This is a genomic window from Streptomyces sp. L500 (assembly GCF_054551825.1).
The window spans coordinates 1-22,199 of record NZ_JBTOLC010000028.1; the positions used below are offsets into that span (position 1 = coordinate 1).

Sequence of the window (22,199 nt, forward strand, 5' to 3'; positions counted from 1 at the left end):
TCCGTTTTCCGTTCCTCCCGCTTCTCAATCGAAGCAGTCGGTCTGGATTTTCGTTTCCAGCGCCCTGTTGGAGCGGGCTTCCCGAGTTTATCAGAATCTTTCCGGCCGATTTACATCGGCTTTTCGGTTCCCGATAAGGATTCGGAGGCGCTTCGTGTGAATCCGATCTTTCCGATCCACTCACCGAAGCTCGGTAGATACTAACCGTTGCGCTGGATCCAGTCCAGTTCGTCGCAACCGTTCGAATCTACCTCCCCACTCCTCCCGTGTCAACGGTCCTCGTGGGGCGAAGAGAACACTACCAGGCTCAGGGCCGTGCCCATGACGACGGCGGGCCGTCCAGTTCCTCCAGCTCTATGCCGGGTGCCGAGAGGACCACGTCCCCGGCGAGGTGGACGGAGTGCTGCTCCCCCGTGTCCAAGTGGCTGACCTGGTACTCGTCCACTTCGAGCGGGCCGTTGTCAGTGGCGTGTGCTGTCCTGTCGACCAGGGCCCAGGACTGGTCGAGCGTGAGGGGAGCGAGCACGGGGGGCGTGAAGGCCACGAGGCGGACGCGCCTTTTTCCTTCGCCGGGGGAAAGGCGGAGCAGGCGGGAGATGGCCACGTAGAAGGCAGGGGAGGCACCGCTGAAGGCATGGGCGCGGACATTGCCCTCCGTCGCGTGCTCGCCGGTGGGGTCGGTGCGGACCCAGGTGACTCCGTCGAGGGCGGCGCCGCGCACCTGCCAGTCGGAGCTCTGGAGCTGGAGGCGGATGGGGCGGCCGAGGTCGTCGATGGCGAGGTCGACCGAGCCGGTGGGGGTGCCGGACGGGGCGGTGAGCTGGGAGACGTAGCGCCAGCCCGAGGGGCCGGGGGCGCAGTGGAAACGTTCTTCACCGAGGGGGGAATGGTCGTGGGGGTCGTGGAGGGAGTAACGGCCGCGGGGCATGGTGAGGTCCTTGACGCGAATGGGACAGGCCCCCGCCGAGGGGGCGGGGGCCTGTTCTACCAGCTGCCGGGGTGGCACCGGCCGTACGGATCGGTGCCGGTCGGATCAGTAGCGGTAGTGGTCGGGCTTGTACGGGCCCTCCACCTTCACTCCGATGTACGCCGCCTGCTCCGGGCGCAGCGTCGTGAGCTTGACGCCGAGGGCGGCGAGGTGGAGCCGGGCGACCTTCTCGTCCAGGTGCTTGGGCAGGACGTAGACGTCGGTGGGGTAGGACTCGGGCTTGGTGAAGAGCTCGATCTGGGCCAGGGTTTGGTCCGCGAAGGAGTTCGACATCACGAAGGAGGGGTGGCCGGTCGCGTTGCCGAGGTTGAGGAGGCGGCCCTCGGACAGCACGATGATGACCTTGCCGTCGGGGAAGGTCCAGGTGTGGACCTGGGGCTTGACCTCGTCCTTGACGATGCCGGGGAGCTTGGCGAGGCCGGCCATGTCGATCTCGTTGTCGAAGTGGCCGATGTTGCCGACGATGGCCTGGTGCTTCATCTTGGCCATGTCCGAGGCCATGATGATGTCCTTGTTGCCCGTCGTGGTGATGAAGATGTCGGCGGTCTCGACGACCTCGTCCAGGGTGGTGACCTGGAAGCCGTCCATGGCGGCCTGGAGGGCGCAGATCGGGTCGATCTCGGTGATGACGACCCGGGCGCCCTGGCCGCGGAGGGACTCGGCGCAGCCCTTGCCCACGTCGCCGTAGCCGCAGACGACCGCGACCTTGCCGCCGATGAGGACGTCGGTGGCGCGGTTGATGCCGTCGACGAGGGAGTGGCGGCAGCCGTACTTGTTGTCGAACTTCGACTTGGTCACCGCGTCGTTCACGTTGATCGCGGGGAAGAGCAGCGTGCCGGCCTGCTGCATCTCGTAGAGGCGGTGGACGCCCGTCGTGGTCTCCTCGGTGACGCCGCGGATCTCGGACGCCAGCTGGGTCCACTTCCGCGGGTTCTCCGCGAGGGTGCGGTTGAGGAGGGTGAGGATCTGGGCGTACTCCTCGCTGTCGGCCGTGGCCGGGTCGGGAGCGGCGCCCGCCTTCTCGAACTCCACGCCCTTGTGGACGAGGAGGGTGGCGTCACCGCCGTCGTCCAGGATCATGTTGGGGCCGCCGGTGGGGGTGCCCGGCCAGGTCAGCGCCTGCTCCGTGCACCACCAGTACTCCTCGAGCGTCTCGCCCTTCCAGGCGAAGACGGGGATGCCCTGGGGGTTCTCCGGGGTGCCCTCGGGGCCGACGGCGATGGCGGCGGCCGCGTGGTCCTGGGTGGAGAAGATGTTGCAGGACGCCCAGCGGACCTGTGCGCCCAGTGCCACCAGGGTCTCGATGAGGACCGCGGTCTGCACGGTCATGTGCAGGGAGCCGGTGATGCGGGCGCCGGCCAGCGGCTGCGTCTCCGCGTACTCCTTGCGGATCGCCATCAGGCCGGGCATCTCGTGCTCGGCGAGGGTGATCTCCTTACGGCCGAAAGCCGCCAGCGACAGGTCCGCGACCTTGAAGTCCTGACCGGTGGTGGTAGTCATACGGCTGCTCCTCCTACAGGGGCGAGCGGGAGTGGGTACGGCTGTGCATGCGGACGGAAGCGTCGTCCGGTCGTCGCGCGGACGCGGCGCAGCGCGTCCGCGGCGCGATCGGTCGCACACTGCTCCCCCGGCCGCAGCCCAGTCCGTCGGAGGCCCTCTCTCCCTCGGCCGGCCCGTCGCGCGGGCCGCCCGACCTGCCATCAGCAGCGACGTCTGGCTCTTGGCACGAATCTACACCGGGGCCCCTGCCGAGCCCCAGCCCCGAGCGCCGGGTTCCGGACTCGCCCCGGACGACCTGTCCGTCGGGCCGTCAGTTGTTGCAGGATGCGGGCACGATGAGTTTGTGAGGGAGTTCGTGAGGAGATCCACGTGACGCCATCAGCGGATCCGTCCGCCCCCGCGACGAGGCCCGGGCGGCGGCTCAAACTGCTTGCCGTGACCGCCTGTCCGACCGGAATCGCGCACACGTACATGGCGGCGGAGAAGCTGACGCAGGCGGCGGAAGCGCTGGGTCACGACATCAAGGTGGAGACGCAGGGCTCCATCGGCGCCGAGAACGTACTGACCGACAACGATGTCAGCCAGGCCGACGGGGTCATCGTCGCGGCCGACAAGGACGTCGACAGCAGCCGGTTCGTGGGCAAGCGGCTGCTGGTCGTCGGGGTCGCCGAGGGCATCCACCACCCGGAGCGGCTGATCGAGCGGGTGATGGCGGCCCCGGTCCACGAGGGGGGCGGGGGCCCTGGAAGGAGCGCGGTCGGCGCGGTCGGCGGGGGCGGCGTGGGGAGTCCGGGCGCGCCGGGCGTCCTCGGGCCCGGGTGGGGGGCCGGGCGCGGGAGCGTTTACAAGGCGCTGATGAACGGCGTCTCGTACATGATCCCGTTCGTCGTGGTCGGCGGGCTGCTGATCGCGGTGTCGCTGGCGCTGGGCGGGCATCCCCGGCCGGACGGCGGGCTGGTGATCCCGGACGGCACGTTCTGGAAGCACGTCAACGACATCGGTGTCATCGGCTTCACGCTGATGGTGCCGATTCTGTCCGGTTACATCGCCTACGCCATCGGCGACCGGCCCGCGCTGGTGCCGGGCATGATCGGCGGCTGGATCGCCAACACGGGCGCGCTGTACGACTCCAAGTCCGGCGCGGGCTTCATCGGGGCGATCGTGACGGGCTTCCTGGCCGGCTACCTGGTGCTGTGGATCAAGAGGATCCGGGTCCCGAGGTTCGTCCGGCCGATCATGCCGATCATCGTGATCCCGGTGGTGGCGACGTCGGTCCTCGGCCTGTTCTTCATCTATGTCCTCGGCAGGCCCATCGCCTGGGTCTTCGAGCACCTCACCGGCTGGCTGGACGGTCTGACGGGGACGAGCGCGGCGCTGCTCGGCGTGCTCCTGGGGCTCATGATCGCCTTCGACATGGGCGGACCGGTCAACAAGACGGCCTTCCTCTTCGGCGCCGGTCTCGTCTCCAAGAACCCGGAGATCATGGGCATGTGCGCCGCCGCCATCCCCGTGCCGCCGCTCGGACAGGGGCTGGCGACGCTGCTGCGGCGCGGGATGTTCAGCGAACAGGAGCGGGAGACGGGGCTGGCCGCCCTCTTCATGGGCTTCTTCGGCATCACCGAGGGAGCGATTCCCTTCGCCGCGGCCCGGCCCGCGCGGGTGATTCCCGCGAACATGATGGGCGGCGCGGTGGCGGGCGCCATCGCCGGGCTCGCGTCGGTGGGGGACAGCGTGCCGCACGGCGGGCCCATCGTGGCCGTGCTGGGGGCGGTGAGCGGGGTGGCCATGTTCTTCGTCGCGATCGGGGTGGGGATGGTGGTTACGGCGCTTACGACGGTGACGTTGATGGCGTGGGGGCGCGGGGAGCGTGGGGGCGTTGTGGGGGATCGCGCCGATGCCGCTGCCGATGCCGGCGCTGTGGCGGAGGCTGTCCCTCGCGCTGGTGGTGTGGGCGGGGCGGTGCCGGGCGCGGGCGGCGTTCTGTCCGGCTACCTCACCGCGCGGACCGTGCGGCTCGACCTCGCGGCCGTCCGGAAGGACGCGGCGATCCGGGAGCTGGCCGAGGTGCTGGCCGGCACCGGGCAGGTGCGGGACGTCGACGCGCTCGTCACGGCCGCGCTCGCCCGCGAGGGCCTGGGCACCACCGGGCTGGGCGAGGAGATCGCCATTCCGCACGCGAAGACGGACGCGGTGACGGCTCCCGTCGTCGGCTTCGCCCGGTCCGCCGAGGGGATCGAGTGGGGGGCGCTGGACGGCTCGAAGGCCCGGCTGATCTTCATGATCGCCGTGCCGGAGGCGTTTGCCGGGGACGAGCACCTGCGGATTCTCGCGCTGCTGGCGCGGAAGCTGCTGGATCCGGGGTTCCGGGAGCGGTTGCTCGAGGCGGAGGGGGAGGGGGCGGTGCTTGGGGTGTTGGCCGAGGTTCGGTAAACGGGCGGGGCCAGGTGGGGGGCCGGGTGCGGTGGGTGCCGCCGGGGGCTTTGGGGGTCCCCGATCCCGCCCCTTCCCGTTTCTTTCAGGGGCTCCGCCCCCGAACCCCCGGTCCTCAAACGCCGGACGGGCTGGGTGGGCTGGGTTGCCGGGAGGGGTCGGACTGGTAGATGTCCGGTTCCAGGTAGATCACTCGGGCGATCGGGACCGCCTCGCGGATGCGGGATTCCGCGGCGTCGATCGCGCGGGCGATCTGGGCCGCCGTGTCCTCGCCCCGTACCGCGATCTTCGCGGCCACCAGTAGTTCCTCCGGGCCCAGGTGGAGGGTGCGCATGTGGATGACGCGGGTGACGGACTCGCCGTCGACCGCCGCCGCGCGGATCCGTGCCACCTGCTCCGGGCCCGCGGCCTCGCCCAGCAGCAGCGACTTCGTCTCGGCCGCCAGCACCAGCGCGATCGCGACGAGCAGGGTGCCGATGCACAGCGTTCCGATGCCGTCCCACACGCTGTCGCCGGTGGCGATCGTCAGGCCCACGCCGCCGAGGGCGAGGACGAGGCCGACGAGCGCGCCGAAGTCCTCCAGCAGGACCACGGGCAGCTCGGGTGCCTTGGCCGTGCGGATGAAGGAGCTCCAGGACTGCTCGCCGCGCAGGGCGTTGGACTCCTTGATGGCGGTGCGGAAGGAGAACGACTCGGCGACGACGGCGAAGACGAGCACGCCGACGGGCCAGTACCAGTGCTCCAGCGGGTGCGGCTCCTTGATCTTCTCGTAGCCCTCGTAGAGCGCGAAGACGCCGCCGATGCTGAAGAGGACGACCGAGACGAGGAAGCCGTAGATGTAGCGCTCCCTGCCGTACCCGAAGGGGTGCTCCTCGCTGGCCTGTTTCTGGGCCTTCTTGCCGCCGAGGAGCAGCAGCGCCTGGTTACCGGAGTCGGCGACCGAGTGGACGCCCTCCGCGAGCATCGACGACGAGCCGCTGAAGGCGAACGCCACGAACTTGGCCACCGCGATGGCCAGGTTGGCGCCCAGCGCGGCGACGATGGCCTTGGTACCGCCGGATGCACTCATATGTGCGGGTTTTCCCTTCCGCCCCTGCGACTGCTCTCCCTATTACGGGTTACGGCCGGTCATTGTCGCAGTCGCGCGGCCGAACGGGTGTCAGGCGACGCTCGTGGCACCCACCGTGGCGCGGAAGACGGTGCCCTCGCCGCCGAGCTCGACCCGCTCCCCCGCCCGTACGAAGGCGGACTCGCCGCCCCCGAGGGTCAGTTCCGTCCCGTCCTCGCCGCGCAGCAGGGCCCGGCCCGTCGCGCACAGCAGGATCTGGGGGGTGCGGGCGTCGAGGCGGTGGGGCGCCGAGCCGGGGGCGAGCGCGTACCGGGAGAGGCGGAACTCCTCCACCGGCGTCTCGTACTCCTCCACGCCGTCGACGTCGGCCTCGGGGCGCAGGACGCCCGGCGGCGTGGCCTCGAAGCGGACCACGCGCAGCAGCTCGGGGACGTCGACGTGCTTGGGGGTGAGGCCGCAGCGGAGCACGTTGTCGGAGTTGGCCATGATCTCGACGCCCAGGCCGGAGAGGTAGGCGTGCGGGACGCCGGCGCCGAGGTAGAGGGCCTCGCCGGGCTGGAGGAGGACGTGGTTGAGGAGCATCGCGGCGAGGACCCCGGGGTCGCCCGGGTAGTGCCGGGCGAGGGTGGCGTAGGCGGCGTACGCCGCGCGGTGGGGGCCGTCCTCTGCGGCGAGGCGCCCGGCGGCCGCCGCCGCCTCCGTCACGGTCCCGGCGACGGCGGCGCGCTCGGCGCTGAGCACGGCGGTGAGGACCTCGCGCAGGGCCGCGCTCTCCGGGTGGGCGTGCAGCAGATCGACGTACGGCTTGAGGCCGTCGACGTCCAGGGCCGCGAGCAGCTCGGCGGTGGCCTCGGGGGCGCGGAATCCGCAGAGTCCCTCGAAGGGGGTGAGGGCGCAGATGAGCTCGGGCTTGTGGTTGGCGTCCTTGTAGTTGCGGTGCGGGGCGTCGGCGGGGACGCCGCGCGCCTCCTCGTCGGCGTGGCCGGCCTTGGCCTGGTCGAGGTCGGGGTGGACCTGGAGGGAGAGCGGGTCGGCGGCGGCGAGGATCTTGAACAGGAAGGGCAGGCCGGGGCCGAAGCGCGCCACGGTGTCGTCCCCGAGCTCGCGACAGGGGTCGGCGGCGATCACCTCGTTCAGGGCGACGGGGCCGGTTCCGCGGTCGACGCGGGAGGGGGCGCCGGGGTGGGCGCCCATCCACAGTTCGGCCTGGGGCTCTCCGGTGGGCTCGGTGCCCAGGAGGTCGGGGATCGCGGTGGTGGAGCCCCAGGCGTAGGGGCGCACGGTGTTGAGAAGGCGGTCCATGGGGACGGTTCCTGACTTGTCGGACGGGACCGGGCTTGCGGACTCTCGTGCGGACTTGCTGACGTGCTGACGTGCGGTTCTACGGGTTCTACGGGTTCTACGGGGTCGCCGGTTTGGCCGCGAGCGCGAGGTAGACGGCGGCGAAGTCCGTGATGGAGAGGAGGTCGGCCGCGGTCTCCAGCGGGCCGGTCTCCTCGTCGACCTCCAGCTCGCTGATGGGCGTGTCGCGGTGCAGGGCGAGCTCGCGCGCCGCCCCGGCCGGGGAGGTGACGTCCGGTCCGCGCTCGCGGAGGAGGACCACCCGGGCGTGCAGCGCCTCGGGCTCGTCGACCCGGTCGCGGAAGAAGTCCTCGGGGTCGGCGCCCGCGGCGAAGTCCCCGGCGAGCAGCGTGCCGTGCGCGGTGAGCGCCTCGGGCAGCTCGGCGGCGAGCGCGGGGCGCCCGGCGAGCGCGGCGAGGACGGTCGCGAAGCGGCGGCCGGCCGCGGCGGCGAGCTCGCCCTCGGTCCAGATCAGCGGCAGGGTGTCGGCCAGCTCGGCCGCCAGCGTCTTGGCGGGGTTGCCGTACGTGGCGATGGCGGGACCGCAGCGCTCGGCGATGTGGTCGAGCCGGTCGGCGAGCGCCTCCAGGGCGGCGTGGGGCGCCTCGGCCAGGCCGATGCGGTCGGCCAGCACGAGGAGCGGGGTGAGCAGCGACCAGAGCGTGCCGGGGCCGGTGGGCAGGACGGCCAGGGAGTCGTTGTCCCGGGGGGCGTCGCCGGCCATCGTCGCCTCGTAGGGCGTGGCGGTCAGCGGGATCGCGAGGCCGCGCACCTGGGCGGTGGCGTCGGCGAGCGGGGAGCCGGTCGGGGAGACGGTCACGACGGTGCAGCCGCGCCGGTAGGCCTGCTCCAGCAGGAGCGCGAGGCCCGGTTCCGTGCCGTCCGGGCTGGCGACGAGCAGCAGGTCGAGCGGGCCCGTCCAGCCGGGGAGGGTCCAGCGCAGGGCGCCCGGGGCGGGGGCGACGCCCGCCGGGCGGATCAGGGTGACGGGGCAGCTGTCCCCGGCGAGCGCGGCGAGCAGGTCGGCGGTGGAGCCGCCCGCGGGCCCCGGGCCGGCGACCAGGACGGCGCGCGGGCGGCCGTCCGGCCGGAGCGCGTCGACACCGGCCTCGGCGGCGTCGCGCATGGCCGTACGGACCCGGGCGCCGGATTCGGCGGCGCCCCGGAGCAGGCCGTGGAGGTCGGCTCGGGAGAGGCCGTCGGGGTCATCGAGGAGGGACTCGTCGAACACCGTTGTTCAGCCTCCGTGTGCCGTGGGTTTCGCCGTGGGGTACGGGGTTGTGGGGTCGCCGCCCGCTGTCGGGCGCCTGCGCCCGTCGGGCGCGTGCGCGGCCGTCACGCGGGGCGGCGGGCCTCGTCCACGAGGAGGACGGGGATGCCGTCGCGGACGGGGTAGGCCAGGCCGCAGCCCTGGCCCTCGCACACCAGCTCGTGGGTGTCCTCGGAGGGGGTCTCCTCGCGGAGGGAGGCGTGGCACTCCGGGCAGGCGAGGATCTCCAGGAGACCGGCTTCGAGCGGCATGGGTTTTCCCTTCGGGGGTTGTTGCGCTGTGGTGTCAGCGTAGTCGCGTGGGCGGTGGTTTTTCCCCTGACCCGCCCCTTCCCGAAACCGGGGCTTCGCCCCGGGCCCCCTTCGGGCACGAAGCGCTACGCCCGGACGATCGCCAGAACCTCGTCCCGGATCCGGGTCACCGTCTCCGGGTCCCGGGCTTCCACGTTCAGGCGGAGCAGGGGCTCGGTGTTGGAGGCGCGGAGGTTGAACCACCAGTCGGCGGTGGCGACGGTGAGGCCGTCGAGCTCGTCCAGCGTGGCGCCGTCGGCGCCCTCGTAGGCGGCCCGGACGGCGGCGGCGCGGCCGGCCTGGTCGGCGACGGTGCTGTTGATCTCGCCGGAGGCGGCGTAGCGGTCGTACTGCCGGACGAGGCCGGACAGCGGGCCGTCCTGGCCGCCGAGGGCCGCCAGGACGTGGAGCGCGGCCAGCATGCCGGTGTCGGCGTTCCAGAAGTCGCGGAAGTAGTAGTGCGCGGAGTGCTCGCCGCCGAAGATCGCGCCGGAGCGGGCCATCTCCTGCTTGATGAAGGAGTGGCCCACGCGGGTGCGAACGGCCTTGCCGCCGTTCTCGGCGACGACCTCGGGCACGGACCAGGAGGTGATCAGGTTGTGGATGATCGTGCCGCCGGGGTGCTTGGCCAGCTCGCGGGCGGCGACCAGGGCGGTGATCGCGGAGGGGGAGACGGGCTCGCCGCGCTCGTCGACGACGAAGCAGCGGTCGGCGTCGCCGTCGAAGGCCAGGCCGATGTCGGCGCCCGTCTCGCGGACCTTCGCCTGGAGGTCGACGAGGTTCTTGGGGTCGAGCGGGTTGGCCTCGTGGTTGGGGAAGGTGCCGTCCAGCTCGAAGTACATCGGGACGAGGTCGACGGGCAGCCCGGCGAGGACGGTCGGGACGGTGTGGCCGCCCATGCCGTTGCCCGCGTCGACGGCGACCTTCAGCGGGCGGATGTCCGTGAGGTCGACCAGCGAGCGCAGGTGCGCCGCGTAGTCGGCGAGGACGTCGCGCGAGGTGATCGTGCCGGCGGTGGCGACGGGCTCCGGGGCGCCGGTCTCCAGCCAGCCCTCGACGAGGGCGCGGATCTCGGCGAGGCCGGTGTCCTGCCCGACGGGGGCGGCGCCCGCGCGGCACAGCTTGATGCCGTTGTACCGGGCGGGGTTGTGGCTGGCGGTGAACATCGCGCCGGGCAGGTCCAGTTGCCCGCTGGCGAAGTAGAGCTCGTCGGTCGAGCAGAGGCCGATCTCGGTGACGTCCACGCCGAGCGCGGCGGCGCCGCGGGCGAAGGCCCGGGACAGGCCCGGGGAGGAGGGCCGCATGTCGTGGCCGACGACGATGGCGTTCGCGCCGGTCACCCGGGCGAAGGCGGCGCCGAAGAGCTCGGCCATGGACTCGTCCCACTGGTCGGGGACCACGCCGCGCACGTCGTACGCCTTCACGATCTGCGACAGATCAGCCACAGCCAACCCCTCCTGGACTCCGGTACGGGACCACAAACCTACCTGCCGTCACCGTCCGGCCGGACCACGCACGGGGGGCGGGGGCCAGTACGAGCCGTCAGGAGTCCGGCGAGCGCAGGACCCTGAGGTGGCCTCGGCGGGCGACCTCCATCGGATCGGCGCCCCGGCCCGTCGGCGCGACCGCGCTCGGGGCGGCGCCCGGACCCGGCGTGCGCTCCTGGGGGCGCGCGGCCTCGCGCACGGCGTTGGCGAGTGCTTCGAGGTCGTCACCGCTGGGGCGGGCCGGGCCGTTGTCGACGGCGAGACGGACGACGTCCCAGCCACGCGGCGCGGTCAGCCGCTCGGAGTGCTCGGCGCACAGGTCGTAGCAGTGGGGCTCGGCGTAGGTGGCGAGCGGGCCGAGGACGGCGGTCGAATCGGCGTAGACGTACGTCAGCGTCGCGACGGCCGGGCGGCCGCACGCGGTGCGCGAACAGCGACGTACAGGGCTCACGAGGTTGGACGGTACCGCACTCTTGAGCGGGCCGCGACGACTCACCCCCGGCTCACTCCTCCGTGTCGTCCCGGTTCGCACCGTGGACAGCGTTGTCGAACGGCCTGGTCGACCCCGTCGGGACCGGGGGAACAGGCGTCCGGTGACAAAGAAAACTGTCACCAGCGGGTACACATAGTGTCATTCGGCATGGGAACGCCGATCCGGCGGGTGGCTGCAATTGATCGCAGACATGGCCGGAACGCTCATCGGGCGACATGCCGGGAGATGGGCGGCTACCCCGCGCGTACGGCCGGTCGGCGGATACCCTCGGGTGTGATGGAAAGCCCCGTACCTCACCCGGCCGCCGCCGGGGACGCCCCCGGTCCCGCCGGGCCCAGGCCACGCCGCCGCGACCGCCACGGACGCGGCATGCGCGGCCCCATCGCGCCCCCGCAGGTGCCGCTGTCGGTCACCAGGGCCGACGCGTTCGTCGACCTGGTCCAGGACTCGGCGGAGCGGCTGGAGCGGCGCTGGCCGCAGCTGGCGGCCGTCGAGTTCCAGGTCCGCGAGGTGCCGGCCGAGCCCGGCGGCGGGCCCGGTGACGATCCGCTGGAGGCGCTGCTGGACGGCGAGACCGTGCCGCTCGGGCGGTACGTCGCCGCGCGGGGCGAGGACCCGGACCGGATCGTCGTCTACCGCCGTCCGGTGGAGATCCGCACCAAATCGCGTGACGAGCGGGCGCTGCTCGTCCACGAGGTCGTGGTGGAACAGGTGGCGGAACTGCTCGGGCTCGCGCCCGAGTCGGTCGACCCGCGCTACGGGCAGGATTAGCGCGGGTCGGGCGGGATCAGCGCCCGTCAGGACGCGCCGGCCTTGTCAGGGCCGGTCAGCCGTTCAGCATCGACAGGTCCTGCTCGGCCTTGGGGACGGCCACGCTGGACCGGTCGTCCGGAATCGGCTGGATCGTGAACATCGGGACGCCGTCCTTGGGCAGCGCCAGCATCCGTGAGGCGTGGACGGGGCCGCCCGAGACCTTCTCCACGGTCACGGCGAACACGCCCTTGCCGTCGGCGGGCTGGGGCGGTTCGACGGTGAGGGTGGTCCCGGCCTTGACCGTGTAGGTCTTGCTGACGGGGGTGCCGCCCTCGCTGCCCGCCGACGCGGTCACCTTCACCTGGGCCTCCTTGCCGGGGGCCACGAGGGACAGCGTGCTCGCCTTGGGGCGGTTGTCGGCGACGGTGCCGCGGCCCTCGATCGCCGGGGTGGCGGGGATGAAGGCGGTCTCCTGCTTGTCGTCCTTGCCGCGCGTCACGCGCAGCGCGGCGACGACCGCGCCGCTGCCGCGCGCGCCGGTCAGCAGCAGGGAGCCCGCCTCGCCCTTGGTGAGGTCCCCCAGGTCGACGACCGTGGTCATACCGCTCTTGACGTGCAGCGACTCGTGCCCGGCCGGGCTGATGGAGCCGCTCGGGCCCGCGAGCCGCACCGTGACGTCGGCGTCGTCCGTGCCCGGCGCGAAGGCGACGAGGCGGACGGAGGTGGCGTCGGCCGGGATGCCCGGCAGCACGGCGCCCGCCGCCGCGTCGGCGGAGGGGGCCAGCCAGTCGCCGCCGGTCTTGTCGTCGGACGCCTGCACCGCCGCGCCCACCCGGCCGGACCGGGCGGCCACGTGGAGGGTGAGGTTCTCGGTGGGCGCGTCCGTGAGCGACGACAGCAGCACGGGGACGGTGGAGCGGGGCGGGACGGTGACGCCCTCGCCGGAGGGGGCTTTGATCCGGCCGTCGGGCCCGTACAGCTCCAGGTCGACGACGGCCGCCGAGTTGTCGGGGTTGGACACATGGACGTAGTCCTGGCGCCCCTTGGCGGTGCTGGCGCCCGGGAACCAGAAGGACGTGTCGGGCGGCGCGCAGGTCAGGCCGTGCAGCCCGCGCCCGCCGCCCGCCGCGACGGTGGTCGTCTGCTGCGCGGTCCAGCCGGGGGCCAGGGGCCCGGCGGCGGAGCCGAGGAGGGCGGGGGCGTCGGAGCGTTCCGTGGTGGCCGTGACGGGCTTGCCGGGCTCCTTCAGCGACAGGACGGGTTTACCCGGATCGGTTTCGGCCTTTTTCCCGTCCTTCTTCTTGTCGTCCTTCGCGGAGTCCTTCGAAGCGTCCGTCTTGGACGCGTCCTTCTTGGGCTCGTCCTTCTTGCCGTCCGTGCGTGCCGGGCCCGCCACGGGCAGCAGGTCCGCCGTGGCCCCGGCCGCCGCGCCGCCCTTCCCGGGTGGCGTGAAAGCGGTGTACGTCGTGCTCGCCACGTCCGACGAGGTGGGCGCCGGGCAGAGCAAGGCCGAGCGCTGGACGGGCATCCGGCCCGCGCGCGGCGGCGCGCCCGCGTGGTCGCCCGACGGCGGGTTGAGCGCGGCGACTCCCGTGACGACGGCGAGCACGGCCGTCGTGGCGAACAGGGACAGGGTGGTGCGGTTCACTGCTGCTGGCTCCCGTCACGGTGGGGCCCCTCGCCCCCGCCGTACGTCGTGTCGTAGGGCCGGTGCCCGTAACCGTACGGGTCGTGCGCGCCACCCGCGTAGGGGTCCGCGTAGCCCGTTCCGTACCCGGTGGCGTAGCCGCTCTCCTGGTACGGCTGCTGCTGTCCGTAGGCGCCCTGGCCCTGGGGCTGGTCCCACTCGGCGTACTGCTGCTGGTGCGGGACGGCGGCGTAGGGATCGGCGGCGTACGGGTCGGCGTCGGCCGCGGCCGGCTGCTGCTCGTACGGGTTGTAGGGATCGTATGAAACGGGCTCGGGCGCCGGGGCGGGCTCTGGAGCCTCGGGCGGGGTGGTGCCGCCCGTGGTGGCCGTCGCCGCGCGCAGCCTGCGGGCGCGGCGCCCCTCTCCCGGGCCGGCCTGTGCCGGTACGGGCGCGGGCGCCGCGGCGGCGTCCTCGGGCAGGTCGTCGTCGACCTCGCGGCGGCGGCCCGGCAGGGCGAGCACGACCAGGACGGCGGCGAGGAGCCCCTGGGCCCAGAGCCAGGCGGTCCGCGCGACGGGGGTCTCGTAGGCGACGGTCAGCTTCCCGCCCCGGGCCGGCAGGGTGAAGCCCTGGGCCCAGCCGTCGACGGTGACGGCCTTGAGCGCCCGTCCGTCGAGCGTGGCCCGCCAGCCCGGCGCGGCCTTGTCGGCCAGCCGCAGGACCCGCTCGCCCGTCCCGGCCGGGACGGTGGCGCGGGCCGTCACGGGACCGGCGGCGACGGGCACGGGAGCGGTGGCGCGGGTGCCGTCGGGCCGGCGCGGTCCGGTGACGATGGTGACGCGGGCGACCTGGATGTCGACGCGCCAGAGGGAGCTGTGGTCCTCCTTGCCCAGGCGGGTCAGGCCGGGGGTCGCGTCGAGGACGCGGGCCATGTCGCGGGGGGCGCTGTCGCGGACGAGGACGTGGCCGACGGCGTAGTCGCCGAGGCGGCCCGCCTGGTCGGCGCCGGAGCCGGCGACGAGCGCGGCCACCATGGCGTCCAGCTCGCGCTGCCGGCCGGCGGCCGCCAGGGGCTCGGCGTCGCCCAGCCGGGCGCCCGCGCCGCGGACCAGCGTGTACGTCACCCGGCCGGGGTCCCCGCCGAGGACGAGGGTGCGGGCCTGGTCCCGGGTGCCCGCCTCCTCGGCCACGAACGCGGGCACCTGCACCGGGTCGCGCCGCTCCAGCGGCCCGGCGGCGCCGTGCACGGCCCAGACGGCGGCGGCCGCGGCGGGGGCGGCCCCGGCGGCCAGCGCGACGAGGGCGGCGACCGGCTGGCGCCAGCCGAAGCCGTGCGCCGCGACGCGCTCCTTGGCGCCCTCGGCGCCCACGGCGGCCGCCGCGATCAGGGCGAGCCCGTAGAGGAGGGTGCCCGGCCCGGCCCAGACGGATCGGTTGACCAGGGCGGCGCAGAGCATTCCGGCGAGCGCGACGGTCCAGGCGGTCAGGATCGCCGGGCGGCGGTCGGCGCGGAGGAGGGCGGCGAGCGCCGCCAGGACGACCCCGGCGAACAGCAGGGCGCCCGGGGTGCCGGGCCCGCCGGGGTCGGCGGTGAGCAGGCGCAGCGGGCCGGCCGTGCCGTGGCCGTAGGCCAGCCCGGCCTCGGCGAGGAAGCGGCCGGGGTGGGTGAGGAGCCCCAGCGACCAGGGGGCGAGCGCGAAGAGGGGGGTGGCGGCCGCGGCGAGGAAGCGGGGGCCGTGGACGGCGGCCCGGGCGGCACCGCCCCGGACGCAGTTCGCCGCGAGCGCCACGACGCCCAGGAGCACCGCCACCGGCCACACCACAGGCGTGAAGGCGGTGGTGACGGTGAGCAGGAGGGCGTACGCCCAGCAGGCGCGCCACGCGGGGGCCGTGCCCGGCGCGCGGAGCCCGGTGGCGGCGACGGCCGCGCGGGCCAGGAGCGGCAGCAGGACGGCGAGGACGGCGGTGCCCAGCCGGCCGGTGGCGAGGGCGCCGGTGGTGGCGGGCAGGAAGGCGTAGGCGACGGCCGCCCAGGCGCGCAGCGGGCGGGAGGCGATGAGGGGGCGGGCGGCGAAGTAGGCGGTGAGCCCGGCCAGCGGGACCGAGCAGACGAGCAGGAGGGTGAGGGTGATGCCGGTGGAGCCGAGGAAGAGCGTCGCCAGGGCCGCGAGGACGGCGAGGTAGGGGGGCGCGTTCTCGGTGCTGCCCACGCCGACCGGGTGCCAGCCGTCGGTGTAGGCGGACCACAGGTCGGTCAGGTGCGCGGGGACGGGCAGGAGGGCTCCGCCGGAGAGGGAGCCGCCGCCGAAGAGGTCGCGGCAGGCGAGGGCGGAGACGAGGAGCAGGAGGGTGAAGAGGACGGGCGCGGGCTTGCGGGCGAGGCGTCTGAGCCGGGCGAACTGCTCGATCTCCAGGTAGTCGGCGTCGTCGCCGCCGGGGCCGGACTCGACGGCGCCGCCGTGGCGTCCGGCGGAGGGGGCCGCGTCCTCGGTGCGGGCGCCGATGTCGCTCGCGAGCTGTTCGAGGGTGGCGCGGACGGTCGCGCCGGGGGGCGGGAAGAGCGGCCGGAGTTCGGCGGGGGCGATGCGGGGCTCGCCGCGTCGTTTGCGCGCCGCGCGGACGCGCCCGGGGCGCAGGAGGACGCCGGCGAATCCGGCGAGTTCGTCGAGGGCCTGTCCGGGCGCCTTGCCGACGATGTAGCCGAGGACGCGCAGCAGGGTGCCGATGACGAGCCGGAGCATGACGTACGGCAGGAGCGCGCCACGGGTGTTGGCGAGGAGGGTGTAGACGGCGCCGGCCTTGTCGACGCGGTGGGGGTTGGCCGGTTTGCGGCCGGCGCAGTCGACGGGACGCCGCTCGCGGGAGGCGGCCTCGGCGTGGCGCAGGACGGCGTCGGGGGCGACGAGGACGCGGTGGCCGGCGGCGTGGGCGCGCCAGCACAGGTCGACGTCGTCGCGCATGAGCGGGAGGCGGGGGTCGAAGCCGCCGAGTTCCTGCCAGACGTCGCGGCGGACGAGCATGCCGGCGGTGGAGACGGACAGCACGGACCGGATCTGGTCGTGCTGTCCCTGGTCCTGTTCGCGGCGTTCGAGGCCGGTCCAGCGGCGGCCGCTGCGGGCGATGGAGACGCCGGTCTCCAGGAGCTGGCGGCGGTCGTACCAGCTGCGGAGCTTGGGGCCGATGACGGCCGCGTCCGGTTCGGCCTCGGCGACGCGCAGCAGTTCGTGGAGAGCGGCGGGCTCGGGCGCGCAGTCGTCGTGGAGCAGCCACAGCCACTGGACGGGCCGGCGGTCGGCGCGGTCGGCGCCGGGGGCGTCCTCGGTCCAGGTGCGGCCGGCGGGGTCCCAGCCGCTGGAGCGTCTGAGGTAGGGGAGGTCGTCGGCGGTCAGGACGGGGGCCGTGCGGACGGCCTCCTCGACGGCGGTGCCGAAGCCGGCGCGCCGGGCCAGGTGGAGGACGTGGTCGGCGCCGAGGGCGTCCGCGAGGAGCCGCCGGGAGTCGTCGGCGCTGCCGGTGTCGGCGGCGACGACGTGCTGGACGGGCCGTTCCTGGCCGAGCAGCCCGGCGAGGGCGTCGGGCAGCCAGCGGGCGCCGTCGTGGGCGACGAGGACGGCGGTGACGACGTGGTGCGGGAACGCGGGCGGGAGGGCCGGGTCGAGCAACGCGGGGGTGGTGGGGTCGAACATGGCAGGTGCGGGCCCCGGTTCAGTGGAGACTGCGATGGACGTGTGAGCGCGGCTCTCGTGGGCGCGGGCCCACCAGGGCGTCGGTACGTCTCGGACGGGCCCCCACCCTAGTGGCTGTGAACGCGACGGTCCGCCTCTCGCGTGCGGGGCGCGAGGGGCGGACCGTGCGGTATGGAGGATGGTGCGGGAGTGGGTGGAGCGGACGGCTCCGCGGTCCCCTCGCCCGGCCGTGGCACGGCCGGCCTTGAACGAGACATCCCGTCAGGTCATGACGCCGGTCTGTCAGACCGCGGCCTTCTTGAGGCGGCGGCGCTCACGCTCGGACAAACCGCCCCAGATGCCAAAGCGTTCGTCATTGGCCAGCGCGTATTCAAGGCACTCGGAACGGACTTCACAGGCAAGACAGACCTTCTTCGCCTCGCGTGTGGATCCGCCCTTTTCGGGAAAGAAGGACTCGGGGTCGGTCTGAGCGCACAACGCGCGCTCCTGCCAGCCGAGCTCCTCGTCCGCCTCCTCGACCAGCAGTTGCTGGAACAGCTCGGTCATGTGCGCCCCTCGTCTGTCAATGCGTCCCCGTGTGCTGCCGCGTGTCAGGTGGTCAGGTGCGGCAGAACGACACGAGTGAAATTACAAGTGCGCCGATCCGGGGCAGTCAAGCCGGGATCTGCTATTGAGCCCCTTATTCACTCTGCGGAACCAAGGGCGCGCGGAAAGTTGCCAAACCGCCTCAAGGGTGGACACATCCACCACTCGCCACAAAAGCCACTTCCGACCCGGTCCGGGACAGGGGCCTTCCCGCCCCTAAAAGAAGGACGCGACCTGCGGTGAACCCGTTGCACCCGATATTGACGACCCCGGTCGCCCGACCGGTGTCCATACACACCGGCACGCAAACCCTTCACTCCAATCAGTAACCGCACGGGTGAAAGATCCCCTCAAAACGGACACCCGGTTGACAGGGGAGCTCCGGAGCCGGTCTCCTTGGTGACATGCCAGCGACCTCCCTCCCCCTGGCCTCCGCCCCGGGGAACCCCAGCCTGACCCGTGCCTACGGGTCCCGCTGTGCTGTGCAGGCGCGCTGTCGCTGTTCCAGCTGTTGACGCGACCGAAGCCGATCCCCGGCTCCTCCAGCTCCAGCTGATCTCCGCTTCATCCGATCTCCACCGCTGTCTTCAGCACCGCTTGAGATCGGCCTTTCCCGCTTCCTGTCTCTGATCGCTCCTGCCGTGCGTACGCGCGCTCCGCGCCGCCGTACCGGCACCCGCGCCGAGGAACCACACCCCCATGAACAGCGACGTCCAGATCGCCGGCGACCCGCTCGCCCTCCCCCACCTGATGCCGCCGCCCGCCGCCCACCCCACGACCGTCGCCGAATTCGCCGGCCTGGCCCGCGCCATCGCCGCCGACACCGCCTCCTGGGCCCCGCTGGTGCGCTATGACGCCGCCACCCGCTGGTACCACCGGCTGCGCACCGGCCCCGGCTACGAGGTCTGGCTGCTGAGCTGGGTCCCCGGCCAGGGCAGCGGGCTCCACGACCACGGCCCGTCGTCCGGAGTGCTCACCGTCCTCCAGGGCGAACTGGCGGAGCTCTCGGCGCACGGCACCCGCCACGCGCTGCGAGCGGGTGCCCAGCGCGTCTTCGCGCCCGGGTACGCCCACGAGGTCGTCAACGACTCCCTCGAACCCGCCGTGAGCCTCCACGTCTACTACCCGGGCCTCACCGAGATGCCGATGTACCGGCCGCCGCTGTGCGCCTCCGCCGTACGGCCGTCCGCCGTCGTGACGAGCTAGGAGGGCACCCGGGCCCGCCCTTCAATAGGGCGGCGCGCTCCTGAAAGACTGCGGCCATGCAGCGCATTGTGGTTCTGGCCGGCGGGATCGGGGGCGCCCGCTTCCTTCGTGGCCTCATGTCAGCAGTCCCCGACGCGGACATCACCGTCATCGGCAACACCGGCGATGACATCCACTTGTTCGGGCTCAAGGTCTGTCCCGACCTCGACACCGTGATGTACACGCTCGGCGGTGGCATCCACGAGGAGCAGGGCTGGGGCCGGGCCGACGAGTCCTTCGCCGTGAAGGAGGAGCTCGCCGCCTACGGAGTGGGGCCGGAGTGGTTCGGCCTGGGTGACCGCGACTTCGCCACGCACATCGTCCGCACCCAGATGCTCGCCGCCGGATACCCGCTGAGCGCCGTCACCGAGGCGCTGTGCGCCCGGTGGAAGCCGGGCGTCCGTCTGCTGCCGATGAGCGACGACCGGATCGAGACCCACGTCCTGATCGACGACCCCGAGAGCGGCGACGGCGCCCGCAAGGCCGTCCACTTCCAGGAGTACTGGGTGCGGATGCGGGCCTCGGTGGACGCCCACGCGATCGTCCCGGTGGGAGCGGAGCAGGCCAAGCCGGCGCCCGGGGTGCTGGAGGCGATCGCGGCGGCGGACGTCGTCCTCTTCCCGCCGTCCAACCCCGTGGTGAGCGTCGGCACGATCCTGGGCGTCCCCGGCGTCCGGGAGGCCGTCGCCGACGCCGCCGCGCCGGTGATCGGCCTCTCCCCCATCGTCGGCGGCGCGCCCGTGCGCGGCATGGCCGACAAGGTGCTCGCCGCCGTCGGCGTCGAGTCCACCGCCGCCGCCGTGGCCCGCCACTACGGCTCCGGGCTGCTCGACGGCTGGCTGGTCGACTCCGTCGACGCGGCCGCCGTGGCCGAGGTCGAGGAGGCGGGGATCCGCTGCCGGGCCGTGCCGCTGATGATGACCGACGTCGAGGCCACCGCCGCCATGGCCCGTGCGGCACTGGCTCTGGCCGAGGAGGTACGGGCGTGAGCGCGGCCCCCGAGTACCGCGTCTGGGCCCTGCCCGGCATCCCCGAGGTCCGCCCCGGGGACGACCTGGCGAAGCTCATCGCCGGGGCCGCCCTGGGCGAAGGGCTGCCCGGGCTCGCCGACGGCGACGTCCTCGTCGTCACCTCGAAGATCGTCAGCAAGGCCGAGGGCCGGATCCTCGCCGCCGAGGACCGCGAGGCCGCGATCGACGCCGAGACCGTACGGCTCGTGGCCCGGCGCGGCACTCTGCGCGTCGTGGAGAACCGGCTGGGCCTCGTGATGGCCGCCGCCGGCGTGGACGCCTCCAACACCCGCGCCGGGACGATTCTGCTGCTGCCCGAGGACCCGGACGCCTCGGCCCGGCGGATCCGCGAGGGCCTGCGCGAGGCGCTCGGCGTGGACGTCGGCGTCGTCGTCACCGACACGGCCGGGCGGCCCTGGCGCAAGGGCGTCACGGACTTCGCGATCGGCGCGGCGGGGGTGCGGGTCGCCGACGACCTGCGCGGCGGCGTGGACGCGTACGGCAACCCGCTGGTCGCGACGGTCGTGGCGACGGTCGACGAGCTCGCCGCCGCCGGTGACCTGGTCAAGGGCAAGGCCGGGGGGCTGCCGGTGGCCGTGGTGCGGGGGCTGCCGCATGTGGTCACCGAGGACGGTGAGCAGGATGCTCATTGGCTGGTGCGGCCCGCCGTCGACGACATGTTCCGGCTGGGGACCTCGGAGGCGGTGAAGGAGGCGGTGTCGCTGCGGCGGACCGTCCGGGAGTTCACCGACGACCCCGTGGACCCGGGCGCGGTCCGGCGGGCCGTCGCCGCCGCCGTCACCGCGCCGGCGCCGCACCACACGACGCCCTGGCGGTTCGTGCTGCTGGAGTCCGAGGAGTCGCGGACGCGGCTGCTGGACGCCATGCGGGACGCGTGGATCGCGGACCTGCGCGCCGACGGGCTCTCCGAGGACCGGATCGCCCGCCGCGTACGCCGGGGCGACCTGCTGCGGAAGGCGCCGTACCTGGCGGTGCCGTGCCTGGTGACGGACGGCGCCCACGACTACCCGGACGCCCGGCGCTCGGCCGCCGAGCGGGAGATGTTCGTGGTCGCGGCCGGGGCGGCCGTGCAGAACTTCCTGGTCACGCTGGCGAGTGAGCGGCTGGGGTCGGCGTGGGTGTCGTCGACGATGTTCTGCCGCGAGGTGGTGCGGGACGTTCTCGCCCTCCCGGAGGGCTGGGACCCGATGGGCGCGGTCGCGATCGGGCGCCCCGCCGCGTCGCCGCCCGCGCGGCCCGCACGCGACGCGGACCCGTTCGTGACGGTCCGCTAGGTTTGCGGGCAATCGTCCCGCTGGGCGGGACGGGTGGGCGCAAACCCGCCCACCGGGCCGCACCCGAACCGGGGGTGCCCACGGGTGGTGCGGGCCGTCGTTCGGGTTGTGCCCACCCTCCCCCAGCTACCGCTGGGAGGTGCCCCCAGCCCTGCGGAACGCCTGCCCACAACCACCGCTACATGCGGGAAAAGTCCGGCACCGTGAAGCGCGGCCCCCGTCGGGGCGGGATCGCACCCGACAGGAGGATCAGGCGGCACGCCCGGTGGCGGTGGCCCGCGTAGGGGGCCAGAAGGTCGAGCATCGCCGCGTCGTCCGCCCCCCGGAACCCCGTGAGGGCGTAGCCCACGACACCCGGCAGGTGAAGGTCGCCCGTCGTGACCGCGTCCGGCGAGCCGTTGGCGCGCTGGAGCGTCTCCGCCGCCGTCCAGGGGCCGATGCCGGGGACGGCCTGGAGGCGGGCCGCCGCGCGGGCGTCGTCCATGGCGGCCGCCTCCTCCAGGCGGGCCGCCACCCGTGCCGCGCGGACGATCGTCGCCGAGCGCTTGGCGTCCACGTGCGCCCGGTGCCACTCCCAGGACGGGACGCGGGCCCAGCCCGCCGGATCGGGCATCACGCGCATGCCGGCGGGGGCCGGGCCGGGCGCCGGTTCGCCGTGGCGGGTCAGCAGCAGCCGCCACGCCCGGTACGCCTCGTCGCTGGTGACCTTCTGCTCGAGGATCGAGGGGATCAGCGACTCCAGGACCAGCCCGGTGCGGGCGAGCCGGAGGCCGGGGTGGCGGCGGTGGGCTTCGTGGACCAGCCGGTGGCGGGGCGTGAAGCCGGCCGGGTCGTCCGTCGCGCCGAGGAGGGTGGGGAGGCGGTCCAGGAGCCAGTCGGCTCCCGGGCCCCACGCCTCGGCGCGGACCTGTCCGTCATGGGTCAGCCGGAGCGTGCCGGGCCCCTGCGGGGTGCGGCTCGCCCGCCAGACCGCCCCGGCCGCGTCCACGCGATAGGCCGGGTCGCCCGGGCCGCGCGCCAGGACGCCCAGGGTGCGCTGCAGGTCGTACGGGCCGCCGGTGGGCGGGGCCCACGTGCGGGTGGCCATTCGGCCAGGGTACGTCGCGAAGCCGGCCTACTGGTCCGTC

At 73.7% G+C, this 22,199-nt stretch carries 18 protein-coding genes; 6 read left to right on the forward strand and 12 right to left on the reverse strand.

What is annotated here, in order from left to right:
• Positions 1-204 (forward strand): hypothetical protein (locus tag ACX9I7_RS22845; RefSeq protein ID WP_459388349.1); only part of this gene is annotated, 204 nt, incomplete at its 5' end.
• Between the two features lie 103 nt (positions 205-307).
• On the opposite strand, the gene ACX9I7_RS22850 is transcribed toward ACX9I7_RS22845, so the two are convergent.
• On the reverse strand, positions 308-928 hold the full coding sequence (locus tag ACX9I7_RS22850; protein ID WP_387568424.1) for a hypothetical protein: 621 nt from the start codon (positions 926-928) through the stop codon (positions 308-310).
• 105 nt (positions 929-1,033) lie between these two features.
• Positions 1,034-2,488 carry an adenosylhomocysteinase gene (gene ahcY / locus ACX9I7_RS22855; protein WP_358629862.1) on the reverse strand — a complete coding sequence of 485 codons (1,455 nt, stop codon included), beginning with the start codon at positions 2,486-2,488 and terminating at the stop codon, positions 1,034-1,036.
• 369 nt (positions 2,489-2,857) lie between these two features.
• Here ahcY and ACX9I7_RS22860 point away from each other — a divergent pair, with 369 nt between their 5' ends.
• On the forward strand, positions 2,858-4,918 hold the full coding sequence (locus ACX9I7_RS22860; protein ID WP_459388350.1) for a fructose-specific PTS transporter subunit EIIC: 2,061 nt from the start codon (positions 2,858-2,860) through the stop codon (positions 4,916-4,918).
• A gap of 115 nt (positions 4,919-5,033) precedes the next feature.
• Here ACX9I7_RS22860 and ACX9I7_RS22865 read toward each other — a convergent pair whose 3' ends face one another.
• The 6 genes from ACX9I7_RS22865 to ACX9I7_RS22890 all read right to left on the reverse strand — a co-directional run bounded on the left by ACX9I7_RS22865 (position 5,034) and on the right by ACX9I7_RS22890 (position 10,871).
• Positions 5,034-5,987 (reverse strand): cation diffusion facilitator family transporter, encoded by a 954-nt coding sequence (locus ACX9I7_RS22865; protein ID WP_387568431.1) that lies wholly within the window; start codon positions 5,985-5,987, stop codon positions 5,034-5,036.
• Positions 5,988-6,077: 90 nt separating this feature from the next.
• Positions 6,078-7,289: a mannose-6-phosphate isomerase, class I gene (gene manA, locus ACX9I7_RS22870; RefSeq protein ID WP_459388351.1), complete on the reverse strand. Its 1,212-nt coding sequence runs from the start codon at positions 7,287-7,289 to the stop codon at positions 6,078-6,080.
• 97 nt (positions 7,290-7,386) lie between these two features.
• The gene (locus tag ACX9I7_RS22875) at positions 7,387-8,559 is read right to left on the reverse strand and encodes an SIS domain-containing protein (protein ID WP_387568435.1); all 1,173 of its coding nucleotides are present in this window, start codon (positions 8,557-8,559) and stop codon (positions 7,387-7,389) included.
• A 104-nt stretch (positions 8,560-8,663) separates the two neighbouring features.
• On the reverse strand, positions 8,664-8,849 hold the full coding sequence (locus ACX9I7_RS22880) for a Trm112 family protein (RefSeq protein ID WP_126914423.1): 186 nt from the start codon (positions 8,847-8,849) through the stop codon (positions 8,664-8,666).
• 125 nt (positions 8,850-8,974) lie between these two features.
• Positions 8,975-10,333: a phosphomannomutase/phosphoglucomutase gene (locus ACX9I7_RS22885; protein WP_459388352.1), complete on the reverse strand. Its 1,359-nt coding sequence runs from the start codon at positions 10,331-10,333 to the stop codon at positions 8,975-8,977.
• Between the two features lie 97 nt (positions 10,334-10,430).
• On the reverse strand, positions 10,431-10,871 hold the full coding sequence (locus ACX9I7_RS22890; protein WP_387568441.1) for a DUF3499 domain-containing protein: 441 nt from the start codon (positions 10,869-10,871) through the stop codon (positions 10,431-10,433).
• Between the two features lie 273 nt (positions 10,872-11,144).
• On the opposite strand from ACX9I7_RS22890, the gene ACX9I7_RS22895 reads away from it, so the two are divergent.
• Positions 11,145-11,639, forward strand: a complete 495-nt coding sequence (locus ACX9I7_RS22895; RefSeq protein WP_387568444.1) for a metallopeptidase family protein — start codon at positions 11,145-11,147, stop codon at positions 11,637-11,639.
• A 55-nt stretch (positions 11,640-11,694) separates the two neighbouring features.
• On the opposite strand, the gene ACX9I7_RS22900 is transcribed toward ACX9I7_RS22895, so the two are convergent.
• From ACX9I7_RS22900 to ACX9I7_RS22910, 3 genes are all read right to left on the reverse strand, one after another.
• Positions 11,695-13,269 carry a DUF5719 family protein gene (locus tag ACX9I7_RS22900; RefSeq protein WP_459388353.1) on the reverse strand — a complete coding sequence of 525 codons (1,575 nt, stop codon included), beginning with the start codon at positions 13,267-13,269 and terminating at the stop codon, positions 11,695-11,697.
• Positions 13,266-16,937 carry a glycosyltransferase family 2 protein gene (locus ACX9I7_RS22905; protein WP_459388354.1) on the reverse strand — a complete coding sequence of 1,224 codons (3,672 nt, stop codon included), beginning with the start codon at positions 16,935-16,937 and terminating at the stop codon, positions 13,266-13,268. Before ACX9I7_RS22905 ends, ACX9I7_RS22900 begins: the two co-directional genes overlap by 4 nt.
• 282 nt (positions 16,938-17,219) lie before the next feature.
• Positions 17,220-17,483, reverse strand: a complete 264-nt coding sequence (locus ACX9I7_RS22910; protein ID WP_004952403.1) for a WhiB family transcriptional regulator — start codon at positions 17,481-17,483, stop codon at positions 17,220-17,222.
• A gap of 738 nt (positions 17,484-18,221) precedes the next feature.
• Between ACX9I7_RS22910 and ACX9I7_RS22915 the strand changes: the two genes are divergently transcribed.
• From ACX9I7_RS22915 to ACX9I7_RS22925, 3 genes are read left to right on the forward strand one after another with little or no spacing between them, the layout of a single operon-like run.
• A complete protein-coding gene (locus ACX9I7_RS22915; RefSeq protein ID WP_459388355.1) occupies positions 18,222-18,728 on the forward strand; it encodes a cysteine dioxygenase in 507 nt (168 codons plus the stop codon).
• Between the two features lie 56 nt (positions 18,729-18,784).
• A complete protein-coding gene (cofD, locus tag ACX9I7_RS22920) occupies positions 18,785-19,756 on the forward strand; it encodes a 2-phospho-L-lactate transferase (RefSeq protein ID WP_459388356.1) in 972 nt (323 codons plus the stop codon).
• The gene (locus ACX9I7_RS22925) at positions 19,753-21,072 is read left to right on the forward strand and encodes a coenzyme F420-0:L-glutamate ligase (protein ID WP_386725999.1); all 1,320 of its coding nucleotides are present in this window, start codon (positions 19,753-19,755) and stop codon (positions 21,070-21,072) included. Before cofD ends, ACX9I7_RS22925 begins: the two co-directional genes overlap by 4 nt.
• 178 nt (positions 21,073-21,250) lie before the next feature.
• On the opposite strand, the gene ACX9I7_RS22930 is transcribed toward ACX9I7_RS22925, so the two are convergent.
• Positions 21,251-22,159, reverse strand: a complete 909-nt coding sequence (locus ACX9I7_RS22930; RefSeq protein ID WP_459388357.1) for a DNA-3-methyladenine glycosylase family protein — start codon at positions 22,157-22,159, stop codon at positions 21,251-21,253.
• Positions 22,160-22,199: the final 40 nt, after the last annotated feature.

Coding starts and splice junctions, on each gene's coding strand:
- ACX9I7_RS22850 (WP_387568424.1), bottom strand. CDS start 928: ATGCCCCGCGGCCGTTACTCCCTCCACGACCCCCACGACCATTCCCCC.
- ahcY (WP_358629862.1), bottom strand. CDS start 2,488: ATGACTACCACCACCGGTCAGGACTTCAAGGTCGCGGACCTGTCGCTG.
- ACX9I7_RS22865 (WP_387568431.1), bottom strand. CDS start 5,987: ATGAGTGCATCCGGCGGTACCAAGGCCATCGTCGCCGCGCTGGGCGCC.
- manA (WP_459388351.1), bottom strand. CDS start 7,289: ATGGACCGCCTTCTCAACACCGTGCGCCCCTACGCCTGGGGCTCCACC.
- ACX9I7_RS22880 (WP_126914423.1), bottom strand. CDS start 8,849: ATGCCGCTCGAAGCCGGTCTCCTGGAGATCCTCGCCTGCCCGGAGTGC.
- ACX9I7_RS22895 (WP_387568444.1), top strand. CDS start 11,145: ATGGAAAGCCCCGTACCTCACCCGGCCGCCGCCGGGGACGCCCCCGGT.
- ACX9I7_RS22905 (WP_459388354.1), bottom strand. CDS start 16,937: ATGTTCGACCCCACCACCCCCGCGTTGCTCGACCCGGCCCTCCCGCCC.
- ACX9I7_RS22910 (WP_004952403.1), bottom strand. CDS start 17,483: ATGACCGAGCTGTTCCAGCAACTGCTGGTCGAGGAGGCGGACGAGGAG.
- ACX9I7_RS22915 (WP_459388355.1), top strand. CDS start 18,222: ATGAACAGCGACGTCCAGATCGCCGGCGACCCGCTCGCCCTCCCCCAC.
- cofD (WP_459388356.1), top strand. CDS start 18,785: ATGCAGCGCATTGTGGTTCTGGCCGGCGGGATCGGGGGCGCCCGCTTC.
- ACX9I7_RS22930 (WP_459388357.1), bottom strand. CDS start 22,159: ATGGCCACCCGCACGTGGGCCCCGCCCACCGGCGGCCCGTACGACCTG.